Annotated in this window: 9 protein-coding genes; 5 read left to right on the top strand and 4 right to left on the bottom strand. The window is 69.7% G+C overall.

Annotation, left to right across the window (positions count from 1 at the left end):
- Nucleotides 1-118: 118 nt before the first annotated feature.
- Nucleotides 119-625, top strand: coding sequence for a hypothetical protein (locus ACZ60T_RS13570; protein ID WP_469665981.1), 507 nt, complete (start codon nucleotides 119-121; stop codon nucleotides 623-625).
- Nucleotides 626-671: 46 nt separating this feature from the next.
- Here the strand turns inward: ACZ60T_RS13570 and ACZ60T_RS13565 are convergent, their stop codons facing one another.
- The 4 genes from ACZ60T_RS13565 to ACZ60T_RS13550 form a co-directional block, all read right to left on the bottom strand.
- Nucleotides 672-2099 (bottom strand): RtcB family protein, encoded by a 1428-nt coding sequence (locus ACZ60T_RS13565; protein WP_469665980.1) that lies wholly within the window; start codon nucleotides 2097-2099, stop codon nucleotides 672-674.
- 74 nt (nucleotides 2100-2173) lie between these two features.
- Entirely contained in the window at nucleotides 2174-2605 is a 432-nt protein-coding gene (locus tag ACZ60T_RS13560) for a DUF2267 domain-containing protein (protein ID WP_365627094.1), read from the bottom strand.
- Nucleotides 2606-2815: 210 nt separating this feature from the next.
- A complete protein-coding gene (locus ACZ60T_RS13555; RefSeq protein WP_365627090.1) occupies nucleotides 2816-3232 on the bottom strand; it encodes an archease in 417 nt (138 codons plus the stop codon).
- A 29-nt stretch (nucleotides 3233-3261) separates the two neighbouring features.
- Nucleotides 3262-3543, bottom strand: a complete 282-nt coding sequence (locus ACZ60T_RS13550; RefSeq protein ID WP_365627087.1) for a hypothetical protein — start codon at nucleotides 3541-3543, stop codon at nucleotides 3262-3264.
- A 490-nt stretch (nucleotides 3544-4033) separates the two neighbouring features.
- Between ACZ60T_RS13550 and ACZ60T_RS13545 the strand changes: the two genes are divergently transcribed.
- Genes ACZ60T_RS13545 through sbnB form a run of 4 tightly spaced genes read left to right on the top strand, consistent with a single transcriptional unit; the run spans nucleotide 4034 to nucleotide 12038 of the window.
- Complete coding sequence (locus ACZ60T_RS13545) at nucleotides 4034-6628, top strand: Pls/PosA family non-ribosomal peptide synthetase (RefSeq protein WP_469665978.1); 2595 nt, start codon at nucleotides 4034-4036, stop codon at nucleotides 6626-6628.
- 13 nt (nucleotides 6629-6641) lie between these two features.
- Complete coding sequence (locus ACZ60T_RS13540) at nucleotides 6642-9911, top strand: non-ribosomal peptide synthetase (protein WP_469665977.1); 3270 nt, start codon at nucleotides 6642-6644, stop codon at nucleotides 9909-9911.
- A 49-nt stretch (nucleotides 9912-9960) separates the two neighbouring features.
- On the top strand, nucleotides 9961-10965 hold the full coding sequence (locus ACZ60T_RS13535; RefSeq protein ID WP_469665976.1) for a TauD/TfdA family dioxygenase: 1005 nt from the start codon (nucleotides 9961-9963) through the stop codon (nucleotides 10963-10965).
- Nucleotides 10962-12038 (top strand): 2,3-diaminopropionate biosynthesis protein SbnB, encoded by a 1077-nt coding sequence (gene sbnB, locus ACZ60T_RS13530; protein ID WP_365627075.1) that lies wholly within the window; start codon nucleotides 10962-10964, stop codon nucleotides 12036-12038. The genes ACZ60T_RS13535 and sbnB overlap by 4 nt, the downstream gene beginning before the upstream one ends.
- The last annotated feature ends 36 nt before the right edge of the window (nucleotides 12039-12074 follow it).

The raw sequence follows: 12074 nt of genomic DNA, 5'->3' as shown, positions 1-12074 counted from the left end.
GGCAGGGTGCGCCGGATGCCCCCGCGCGCCCCCGTGGGGGCAGTTCGCCGGGAGTACCCGTGTGGGCAGTGTTCGTGGCGTAGTCACAACTTGGCGTTCTTGAAGGGACCTTGCGCACATGAACCGTCGCATCGCTCACCGGGCCGGGCTCGCCGTCTCCACCGCGCTGGTGACCGGCGGACTGCTGGCGGCCACGGCGCCCGCCGCCCTCGCCGCGCCCGCGAAGTACTCCCAGTCGGCCGCCGCCCGGGAGCTGCGGAAGGCGGGCGTCACCTGGACCTCCTCCGGCGGATGCAGCAACCGGAACAACACGAGGTGCACGTCCTTCGAGCAGATCAACAGGACCACGGTGGCGGGTGTGATCGCCTTCAAGAGGGCGAGCCACTGCGCGGTGACCATCACCGGCGGCACGGAACGCGGGCACGCGGGCGGCACGTACAGCCACTGGAACGGCTACAAGGTCGATGTCCGGCCGACGCCGTGCGTGGACCGGTTCGTGACCAAGTTCCACTACATCGGCCAGCGGCACGGCGACCGGGCGCGGCAGTACAAGTCACCCGCGGGCAACATCTACGCGCGCGAGGGTTCGCACTGGGACATCACCTACTACAACGGCAGGGCCTGAGCCCGACCGTGGGGGAGCCGGTGACGGCCCCGGTCCCCCACGGTCGCTACCCCTTGACCACTCCGAGCGGCACCAGACGGGCCACCAGCCGGGCCAGGCCCGCGCCCTCGGTGGCGCGGGCGACCGCGTCGACGTCCTTGTAGGCCTCCGGGGCCTCTTCGGCGAGTCCGCGCCAGGACGACGGCCGCACGGAGATGCCCCGCGACTCCAGCTCGCCGCGCAACTGCTCGCCGCGGACCTGGCGCAGCGCCTCGTGACGGCTCCACACGCGTCCCGCGCCGTGGGCGGAGGAGCAGAAGGCGTCGTTGCCGTCGGCGCCGACCATCACGTACGAGGCGGTGCCCATCGTGCCGGGCACCAGCACGGGATGCCCGGACTCGACGAGGCCCTCCGGAAGGGCCGGGTGGCCGGGCGGCAGCGCCAGGGTGGCTCCCTTGCGGTGGACGCACAACCGGCGCGGTACGCCGTCCACGTCATGGGTCTCGATCTTGGCGGTGTTGTGCGAGACGTCGTAGACCAGGTCCAGCCCCACCTCGGCGGCGACGGCGAAGGCGTGGCGCGCGGCCTCGGCGAGCAGTTGCCGGTTGGCGCGGCCGTAGTTGGCGGCGGCTGCCATCGCCCCGAGATACCCGCGGCCCGGTGAGGAGACGACGGGCGCGCACGCGAGTTGCCGGTCCGGGAGCTGGATGCCGAACGAGCGCAGCGACTGGTCCATGACGCGGACGTGATCGGTGCACACCTGGTGTCCCAGCCCGCGCGACCCGCAGTGGATCATGACGCACACCTGCCCGGCGCGCAGCCCGAAGACGGCGGCGGTCTCGGCGTCGTACACCTGCTCGACGGCCTGTACTTCCAGGAAGTGGTTGCCGGACCCCAGGCTGCCCACCTGCTGCAACCCCCGTTCCACCGCCCGCTGCCCGACATGCGACGGGTCGGCCCCTTCCAGTGCCCCGCGGTCCTCGCAGCGCTCCAGGTCGCGGGCCACACCATGGCCGCACTCGACCGCGTACCCGGCCCCCTCGACCAGCAGCCTCTCCATCTGCGCCCGGCCGGACAGCTTCCACAGCCCGCCGCGCCCCGTGCCGCGCGGGATGGTGTCGCCGAGGAGATCCATCAGCGCCCGCATCCGGGGCGCCAGGGACGTACGGTCGATGCCCGCGGCGAGCAGCCGTACCCCGCAGGAGATGTCGAAGCCGACCCCGCCGGGCGAGACCACTCCCCCGGCGTCGACGTCGGTGGCGGCGACCCCTCCGATCGGGAAGCCGTACCCCCAGTGCACATCCGGCATGGCGTACGAGGCGCGCACGATGCCGGGCAGGGTCGCCACATTGACCACCTGCTCCAGCGCCTTGTCCCCGACGGCCTGCGGCAGCAGATCCTCGGTCGCGAAGACCACGCCGGGCACCCGCATCCGGTCCTGCGGCTCGATCCGGAACCGGAACGGGCCCTCCCGCACCAGCGTGATGTCGTCCATACCCGTCACCACCCGTCGATGGGCCGCCGTCCCGGGTCGCGCGCTTCCCAGCGGTCCTTCGGCCGTCGGACCGCTCAGGAGGCCGGTTGGAGAAGGAGGTTCCGGATGCCGTGCGGGACCTGTTCCAGCGCGGCCTCCAGTTGTCCGGGAGAGACCCGGTCATGGACGGCGGTGGTGACCGCCGCGGCGATCTCGGGGACGTCCTCGACGGCGACCCTGGCTTCCTGCGAGAAGCGGTTCACATAGCCGTCGCGGTCGTACTTGATCGGGACGACGCTGGGGTTCCAGCCGTCGTAGTAGGCGCCGCGCATCACCTCGGGCAACTGGGCGGCGAAGTGGGCGGCCACATCGACGGTGAGCCGGTCCCTGAGCGTGTGCAGCCAGGTCCGCAGGACCCGGTGGGCGAGATGGCGGTCCTCGGTCCCCATACTCTCGGCCACCGCCTTCAGCCACACGTTCGCGGTGTGGACGGTGTGGTTGAAGTCCGACGGGTGTGTGGCGGACATGAGTCTTCCCCTTCCGGTGCGCCCGTGGGATCCGGGCGGTTCGCGGAATACGGCCCCTGGGCGGGAGCGGGCTTCTCGCTCCTGCTGTGCTCGCCCCTGTGTGGAAGAGACGGTGGCTCGGCGGCTCCACGCGCACCTGCCCCGTGGCGTCCATCGTAGGGCGCGGGGCATCGGTCGGCAGCCGCACCGGGGCGGCGCGGGCGGCAGTGCTCAGACATCGAGAGTCACCGCGCAGGTCCAGCCCTCGGGCCCCGGGCGGAAGTCGAGCCGGTGCAGCGTGACCGCCTTCGGTACGGCTCCCGTCAACGGGAGCGCGGCGACGTCGGCCATCCGCAGGCCGACGCGCACACCGTCCGCGACCGCGACCGGTGTCACCTCGACCGGGATCTCCCCCGCGGTGTCCAGCCGGTAGAGGATCTCCTCCAGCAACGCCACGAGCACGTCCTCGTCCCGCTCTCCTCGCACCACGACGTCCGTGTCCCGGACCCCGACCGCCCCGGTCAGATCCAGGAACGACTCGCAGACGGCCCGTACCGCCTGCGCCAGGCACTCCTCGCGGGTCGGGGCCCATGCCTCCACCCGCAGGTCCGCGGTGTGCGGAACCCCGCGATGGCCGCTGCTCCGCATGGCGTCTCCGTGTGTACCCGTACGAGCCGCTACCCGTGGTGATGCGGAACCATGGCTCCACCGCCGGCCCGCACCGCCTCCACCACCTCCTGGTGCAGCTCCCGGCTGTCCCGCTCCGACGGGCACGGCACCGGGCTGCCGGTGAGGGTGTACCACTGGGAGGCGCCGCTGTACTGGACCGCCACATCGATCTGCCGGCCGTCCCAGGTGGTGTGCACGGTCAGGTCGCCCGTCACGGTCCCGGCCTCTTCGGTGCGGGCTCCGCCCGGTCCGGTGAACACCCCCGTCGTCGTCCATGATGCCCACAGCATGACCATCAGCCTTCCTTCCTGACCGCGGGCACCGCTCCTCGCGGCTCACCACGGGAACCTCGTCCTCGGGGTTCTGGTTCCATGGTGGCCCCACCACGCCGACCGGGCCCCACCACGGAGGCGGTCGAGGGGCTCCTCGATGGGTCTCCTCGATGAGCTCGAGGGTTTCCTTGGTGAGATGGCGAAGCGGCACGCGAGGTGCCCCGCCGAAAGGCGAACTCCCCCACATGGGTGTAGTTATTCACCCCAACGGCCCACGGAATCAGGGAAGAGCACCCCCCAGAGCGTTACGGTCGTGCCATCGTGATCGATTACGAGTGACAACCAGATGATGTTCGACAGAATCTGCAAACGAACCGCTTGACGATCCGCTGATACAACGCGACCTCGTGGCTTCCGGACCATCCGGATCGGCCATGACCGACGCGAGGGCACCGGACCGGTCACCTTTCGCCGATGGTCATCAAACATCCTCAAGGAGCTTGCAGCGATGGATAAGCCTGCCGAGGTCTTGATCACTGGTTCGGGCCCATCCGAGACGGCCGGCAATGCAGCGACCGCGGACACCGAAAGGAAACTGGCCGAAGTACTGGCCGACCTGGTCAGCGTCGAACAGGTATCTGTCGACAGCCACTTCTTCGAGGATCTCGGGGCCAATTCCCTTGTCATGGCGCAGTTCTGCGCGCGGGTGAGAAAGCGGCCGGATCTGCCGTCCGTGTCCATGAAGGACATCTACCGGCAGCCCACGATCCGAGGTCTGGCCGCGGCCCTCGCGGACGCCGTGCCCATCAACCCGCCGTCGCCCTCCGCGGATCCGGCGACGTCCACGGCGGCATCGCCGCCCCCGCGCCCCCGGTCGAGCACACGGAACTACATCCTGTGCGGAGTCCTCCAGTTGCTGGCCTTCCTGGCGTATTCGTTCGTCACCGGTCTGGTCACCGCCGAAGGGTACGACTGGGTCTCCGACGGCCCGGACGCGTTCCACATCTACCTGCGGTCGATCGTGTTCGGCGGCACCGGATTCCTCGTGGTGTGCCTGTTTCCGATCGCGGCCAAATGGATCCTCATCGGCCGCTGGAAACCCCGTGAGTTCCCGGTCTGGGGGCTGACGTATCTGCGGTTCTGGATCATCAAGGTGCTGCTCCACGCCAACCCCATGATCCTGCTCGTCGGCAACCCGCTGTACGTGCTGTATCTGCGGGCGCTCGGCGCGCGGATCGGCAAGGGGGTCACGATCCTCTCCCGCAGCGTCCCGGTCTGTACGGATCTGCTCACGATCGGCTCCGGCGCGGTGATCCGCAAGGACTCGTTCTTCCTCTGCTACCGGGCGCACGCCGGGAAGATCCAGACCGGCCGGGTCACCCTCGGCCGGGATGTGTTCATCGGCGAGAAGACCGTGCTCGACATCGACACGTCGATGGGCGACAAGGCTCAACTCGGCCACGCGTCCGCCCTGTACCGCGGCCAGACGATCCCGGACGGCGAGCGCCACCACGGGTCCCCGGCACAGCCCACGGACATCGACCATATGCGGGTCGCCCCGGCCCCCTGCGGCACCGCGCGCCGGGTGCGCTTCGCCCTCAGCAGCCTGTGTCAGCTCTTCGTCCTGTACATCCCGCTGTTCATCGGCGGTTCGTACATGCTGTTCTCCCTGGTCCCGGCGCTCGGTGACCGGCTGAACCCCGACTCGGTCAGGATCCTGTCGACCGAGTTCCTCGTCGACGCCCTGACCCTGTCCTTCCTGGCGTTCTTCGGCTTCTTCTTCGCGGGACTGGCCGCGATGTGCGTGGTGCCGCGGCTGCTGAGTCTGCTGGTCAAGCCCGACCGGGTCTATCCGCTCTACAGCGTCCACTACGCGGCGCACCGGGCGATCGTCGGCCTCACGAACCTGAAGTTCTTCACCTGGTTCTTCGGTGACAGCTCCTATATCGTCCACTATCTGCGCGGCATCGGTTACGACCTGTCCAAAGTCGAGCAGACAGGATCGAACTTCGGCACGGAAGTGCAGCAGGAGACGCCGTTCCTGGCATCGGTCGGCAGCGGCACGATGGTGGCCGACGGGTTGTCCATCCTCAACGCCGAATACTCCAACACCTCCTTCCGGGTCACGCGTGCGTCGATCGGCGCGCACAACTTCCTCGGCAACAACATCGCCTTCCCCGCGGGGGCCAGGACGGGCGAGAACTGTCTGCTCGCGACGAAGGTCATGGTTCCGCTCGACGGTGAGATCCGCGAAGGTGTCGGACTGCTCGGCTCGCCCAGCTTCGAGATTCCCCGGTCCGTGGAGCGTGACTCCCGGTTCGACCATCTCAGGACAGGCGACGAACTCCACCGCCATCTCTCCGCGAAGAACCGTTACAACGCCCGCTCGATGAGCCTCCATCTGCTCCTGCGCTGGCTGCACACCTTCATCCTCACGGGATTCGGTCTGGCCTCCGTGGAACTCTACGGTGTGCTCGGGTACTTGGTGATCGGCTTCTATCTGGCCTTCTCCCTCGGATTCACCACCCTGTACTTCGTCCTGGTGGAACGCACCATCACCTCCTTCCGCCGGCTGAGCCCCCAGTTGTGCTCCATCTACGACCCGTACTTCTGGTGGCACGAGCGTCTGTGGAAGGTGCCTGACAAATACCTCAACGTGTTCAACGGGACTCCGTTCAAGAACGTGGTCTGGCGGCTGATGGGTGTGCGCATCGGCCGCAGGGTCTTCGACGACGGCGTCTATATGACGGAGCGGACGCTCAGCACTGTCGGGGACGACTGCACTCTCAACGTCGGCAGCAAGATCCAGTGTCATTCACAGGAGGACGGCACCTTCAAGTCCGACCACACCACGCTCGGTTCGGGCTGCACGCTCGGGGTCGCCGCCCATGTGCACTACGGCGTGACGATCGGGGACGGCGCCGTGCTGGCTCCCGACTCCTTCCTGATGAAGGGCGAGGAAGTCCCGCCGGACGCACGGTGGGGAGGAAACCCCGCCGTGGAGATGCCGGCCGACTCCGATCAGCCCCCCGGCATCGGCTCGGCGACAGCGACCGGAACCGGAAGCGCTACGGCAGACGGCGCCGCGGCGACGGCGAGTTGAGGAAGGCCATTCGATGGGAGCGCACGTACAGGCGGACCGGGAGTTCTGGAGCGGTGTGCTGGCCGCCGGTGGTGTCACCACGGTCCCCCGCTGGGTCCGCAAGCCCACGGCAGGTACGGCCGAGTACGAGGCAGTGGTGCCCGGCGACGTCCTGACGACGGTCCGCACGCTGGCGTCGGAGTCCGGGGTGCCGCCGAGCGCGGTGCTCCTGGCCGCGCACGCCAAGGTGCTGTCCGCGCTGTCGGGTGAGCAGCAGGTGGTGACGGGATACGCGGCCGGAGCGGCGGGAGATCCGCTGCCCTGTCGGCTGACCGTAGTCCCCGGTTCCTGGCGCGATCTGGTGCGCCACGCGCACCGCGTCGAGGCGGAGGTGCTGGCCCATCGTGACTTCCCGGTGGCCGAGTTGCGGCGGGAGTCGGGCGTCGCGGGAGCCTCGCCCGAGGTCGTGTACGACCCGGCGGGAACCGAGGGCGAGTTGGCCGAGGACGCGGTGCTCAGGGTGGACTGGTGCGACCGCGGCGGGAAGCTGGCGGTGCGGCTGCGGTACCGCACCGAGGCGCTGGACGCCGAGTCCGCGGCCCGTATCGGCGGCTACCACCTCACGGCACTGGGGCTGATCGCCGCCGACCCCGACGCCGACCACGCACAGCGGAGCCTGCTGTCGCCCGATGAGCGGGAGTACCAGCTCGACGGGCTGGCCGGGCCGAGCCGGACGCTGCCGAAGGCGCGGGTGCATGAACTCTTCGAGCAGCGGGTGCGTGCACATCCGGAGGCCGTGGCCGCGGTCCACGGCGACCGCGCGTGGACGTACGGAGAGCTGAACGCGCGCGCGAACCGGCTGGCGCGGGCGCTGCTGGCGCGGGGCCTGGGCCGCGAGGACGTGGTGGGTGTGGTCACCGAACGCGATCTCGACTGGCTCGCCGCCGTGTTGGCGGTGTTCAAGGCCGGGGGTGTGTATCTGCCGATCGAACCGCACTTCCCGGCCGGCCGCGTCGAGGCAACGTTGTCACGCGCCGAGTGCCGTCTGGTGCTGACCGAGTCCGGCAGTACGGACAGCCTCGACCAGGCCCTGACCTCCCTGCCCGGGGTCGAGAGGCTGCTGGTCGGGGAGGCCTACGCGGAACAGCAGGACGACGGCGACGTAGGGGTGGAGGTCACGGCCGGTCAACTGGCCTATATCTACTTCACCTCCGGCTCCACCGGTGCGCCGAAGGGGGCCATGTGCGAGCACGCGGGCATGCTCAACCACCTCTACGCCAAGATCGACGACCTGGGGATCGATCAGGGGCAGGTGGTGGCGCAGACGGCCCCGCAGTGCTTCGACATCTCGCTGTGGCAGTTGCTGTCCGCGCTGTTGGTGGGCGGACGGACGCTCCTGGTCGGCCAGGAGGCGATCGTCGATGTGGAGCGGTTCGTCGATACCATCGCCCGGGGCCATGTGAGTGTCATGCAGGTGGTGCCCTCCTATCTGGAGGTGGTGGTCTCGTACCTGGAGCAGTACCCCCGCGCGCTGCCGGACCTGAGATGTGTGTCGGTGACCGGTGAGGCGTTGAAGTGGGAGCTGGTCCAGCGCTGGTTCACCTGTCGGCCGGGCATCCGGCTGATCAACGCCTACGGTCTGACGGAGACATCGGACGACACCAACCACGAGATCATGGACGAGGTCCCGGAGGGCAGGCGCGTCCTGCTCGGGCACGCGGTCAACAACGTCCGTGTCTACGTCGTCGACGAGCGGATGGCGCTGGTGCCACTGGGCGCGCCGGGGTTGATCGCGTTCTCCGGGGTGTGTGTCGGGCGGGGGTACGTCAACGATCCGGAGCGGACCCGAGAGGCCTACCGGGAGGATCCGTACCGGCCCGGTGAGCGGCTCTATCTGGGCGGTGACTGGGGGCGCTGGCATCCGGGCGGCAAGCTGGAGTTCCTCGGCCGTCGCGACAACCAGGTGAAGATCCGCGGCTTCCGGATCGAGATCGGCGAGATCGAGAACACCCTGCTGCGGGTGCCGGGGGTGCGCGACGGCGCGGTGGTGGTCACCGAACGGCCCGACCGGAGCACGCACTTGATCGCGTTCTACACCGGACAGTCCCTGTCCGCGGAGGAGTTGCGCCGGGCGCTGGGCGCCGCGCTGCCGGTCTATATGGTCCCCTCGGCGTTCCACTGGCGCGACAGCCTGCCGCTGACCGCCAACGGCAAGATCGACCGGAAGGCCCTGACCGCGCTGGCCGAGCAGGCCGCACAAACCGCGGACGCCGAGGGCGCCGATGCGCGGGACCGCGCCCCGCAGACCCCGGCCGAGCGGAAGCTGGCGGCCGTCTGGGCCGAGGTGCTGGGCATCCCCGCGCACCGGATCGGCCGTCAGGACCACTTCTTCGACTCCGGCGGCACCTCGCTGTCGGCGGTGAAGCTCACCATCGCCCTGGACCGCGCGGTGTCCCTCAAGGACATCACGCGCCACCCCGTGCTCGCCGACCTCGCCGCGCTCCTCGACGGCACCCCCCAGGAGCGCCCGGAGCTGCTCCAGCCCCTCTCGGAGCCGGGCGGTACGGCGCGAGGTGCCCTGGTCTGCTTCCCGTACGCCGGTGGCAACGCGGTGAACTTCATGCCGATGGCCGCGGCCCTGGCCGAGGGCGGCCCCGCGGTGTACGCGGTCGATCTGCCCGGTCATGATCTGGCCGCCCACCACGAGCCGTTCGCGCCGCCGACGCGCGTGGCGGAACAGGTCACCGCCGAGATCACCGCGCGCGGTCTGACCAAGGTCATGCTGTGGGGCCACTCCTCGGGCACCGCACTCGCCGTGGAGACGGCGCGGATGCTGCGGGACCGCGGGGTGGAGGTCCTCAGGGTGTTCCTCGGCGCGCAACTGCCCGGCACCGCGGACGACCGGCGCGCGGCCGTCACCGAGCTGGCGGAACAGAGCAACGCCGAGATCGCCGCGCGGCTCGGCGCGGACAGCGGGTACACCGAACTCGGCGAGTTGAACGCGCGGCACGCCGAGCACATCGGCGCCGCGTACCGCCATGACTGTGTGTCCGCGCACCGCTACTTCGCCGACGCCCTGGACCGCCCTCCGGCGGTGAAGCTGTCCGCGCCGGTGACCGTGGTCATCGCCGCCGATGACCCGAGCACCGCCCCGTTCCGCACCCGATACCGCGACTGGCTGCTGCTGGCCGAACACGTGGAACTGCACGAGATCCCCGACGGCGGCCACTACTTCCTGCGCACCCGTCCCGCCGAGGCGGCGAAGGCCGTCCTGGGCCCCGCCGAACTGATGGCGTCCTCCTGATCCTTGGGCCTCATCGAGCCTCCTGAGTGGCGATCGAAAGGAATCCGAGATGTCCCTCTCCTCCCCGGCCTCACTTCTCGAAGTGGCGCTGCAGCCGGGCAAACCCGCGATGCTCCAGGTCGACTCCCCCGGCGATGTGCCTACGTGGGCGGCCCGGCATCGCGAGGCCCTGCGTGCCCGGGTCACCGAACACGGCGCGGTGCTCGTCCGTGGTCTGGGACTGCGGGAGCCGGATCAGGTCGGTGCCGTCTTCGCGGGCCTCGCGGGTGAGCTGATGGCGGAGCGGGAGGCGTTCGCGCCCCGGGAGTCCTACGGCCCCGGGCTGTACTCCTCCTCCACCTGGCCGACCAACCAGCCGATGTGCATGCACCATGAACTGAGCTACGCCCTCGAGGTCCCCGGTCTGATGCTGTTCGCGTGTCTGACCGCGGCCGACGAGGGCGGGGCGACCGGGGTCGCCGACGCGGAACAGATGCTCCAGGCGCTGCCGACGGCGCTCACCGAGCGGTTCGAGCGCGAGGGCTGGCTGCTCACGCGCAGCTACAACGACGAGATCGGGGCGTCCCTGACGGAGTCGTTCGGCACCGAGGACCGGGCCGCCATCGAGCAGTACTGCCGCTCCCATGCCATCGACTTCACGTGGCAGAACGACGGTTCCCTGCACACGCGCCAGCGCCGCGGCGCCGTCGTACGCCACCCGGTCACCGGCCGGCGCTGCTGGTTCAACCAGATCGCCTTCCTCAACGAGTGGACCCTGGCCCCGGAGGTGCGCGAGTACCTGGTGGACGTCTACGGCGAGGACGGGCTGCCGTTCAACACCCGCTTCGGGGACGGCACCCCGATCAGCGAGGACATCGTCCAGCAGTTGAACGCCACCTACGAGGAGCACACCCAGCGCGAGCCCTGGCGGCCCGGCGACCTGATGCTCGTCGACAACATCCGCACCGCGCACAGCAGAGAGCCCTACAGCGGAGAGCGCCAGGTCCTGGTCGCCATGGCCGAACCCCGACGGCTCGCCGATCACTCCGCCACCGTGGAGGTGAACCCCCGATGACAGCACAGCCGTCACTCGCCCCGCAGCCCGGGACGTCCCCGTCCGGCCCGCCGTCCTTCGCGCTGGTCTCCGGCACGCAGGTGCAGCAGGCGCTGAGCGGGCACGAGCGGGAGATCGTGGATCTGGTCGAGGCCATCTACCGGTTGCACGGCGCCGGGGACTCGGTCAACCCACCGTCGTACTTCCTGCGCTTCCCGGACCGTCCCGCCGACCGCATCATCGCGCTCCCGGCCTCCATCGGCGGGCCGATCCGCGTGGACGGCCTGAAGTGGATCTCCAGCTTCCCGGACAATGTGTCGGCCGGTCTGCCGCGGGCGTCCGCCGTGCTCATCCTCAACGACCACGACACGGGCTACCCCTTCGCCTGCCTGGAGAGTTCCATCATCAGCGCCACCAGGACGGCGGCCTCCGCCGCGCTGGCGGCCGACCGGCTCAGCCGGGGCCGTCCGCGCCCCACCCGGATCGGCTTCATCGGCACGGGCCTGATCGCCCGCTACATCCACACCTTCCTGGCGGGCACCGGCTGGACGTTCGACACCATCGGCGTCCACGACCTGTCCACCGACAGCAGCGCCGGATTCTGCGGCTACCTACGGGAGTCCGGTGCGGTGGCCGAGGACGCGCGCATCACCGTCCACGACAGCGCGGAGGAACTGATCCGCTCCAGCGACCTGGTGGTCTTCGCCACCGTCGCGGGCGCGCCTCATGTCACCGACCCGTCCTGGTTCGACCACCACCCGCTGGTCCTGCATGTGTCCCTGCGCGACCTCGACCCCCGTATCCTGCTCGCCTCGGCCAACTTCGTCGACGACGTCGAGCACTGTCTGAAGGCCGACACCTCTCCCCACCTGGCCGAGCAACTCACCGGCAACCGCGACTTCCTGGACGGCACCCTCGACGACGTCCTGACCGGCCGGGTCACCCCGCCCACCGACCGGCCCGTGATCTTCTCGCCCTTCGGGCTCGGGGTCCTCGACCTCGCCGTCGGCAAGTACGTCTACGACGAACTGGCCCGAACCGGACGCCTCCACCTCATCGACGACTTCTTCCACGAACTGCGCCGGTACGGCTGAACGCCCGTGCCGTTCGATCCTGTTGTCAGGAGGCCA

The organism is Streptomyces sp. NPDC104371 (assembly GCF_055583785.1).
Note: the sequence above shows the minus strand (reverse complement) of the source record. Positions and strands in the feature narration are given on the sequence as shown.

Bases quoted from the DNA above. Each gene is read 5' to 3' on its own strand.
- ACZ60T_RS13560 (WP_365627094.1), bottom strand. From the start codon at position 2,605: ATGTCCGCCACACACCCGTCGGACTTCAACCACACCGTCCACACCGCG.
- ACZ60T_RS13540 (WP_469665977.1), top strand. From the start codon at position 6,642: ATGGGAGCGCACGTACAGGCGGACCGGGAGTTCTGGAGCGGTGTGCTG.
- ACZ60T_RS13535 (WP_469665976.1), top strand. From the start codon at position 9,961: ATGTCCCTCTCCTCCCCGGCCTCACTTCTCGAAGTGGCGCTGCAGCCG.
- ACZ60T_RS13555 (WP_365627090.1), bottom strand. From the start codon at position 3,232: ATGCGGAGCAGCGGCCATCGCGGGGTTCCGCACACCGCGGACCTGCGG.
- ACZ60T_RS13550 (WP_365627087.1), bottom strand. From the start codon at position 3,543: ATGCTGTGGGCATCATGGACGACGACGGGGGTGTTCACCGGACCGGGC.
- ACZ60T_RS13545 (WP_469665978.1), top strand. From the start codon at position 4,034: ATGGATAAGCCTGCCGAGGTCTTGATCACTGGTTCGGGCCCATCCGAG.
- sbnB (WP_365627075.1), top strand. From the start codon at position 10,962: ATGACAGCACAGCCGTCACTCGCCCCGCAGCCCGGGACGTCCCCGTCC.
- ACZ60T_RS13565 (WP_469665980.1), bottom strand. From the start codon at position 2,099: ATGGACGACATCACGCTGGTGCGGGAGGGCCCGTTCCGGTTCCGGATC.
- ACZ60T_RS13570 (WP_469665981.1), top strand. From the start codon at position 119: ATGAACCGTCGCATCGCTCACCGGGCCGGGCTCGCCGTCTCCACCGCG.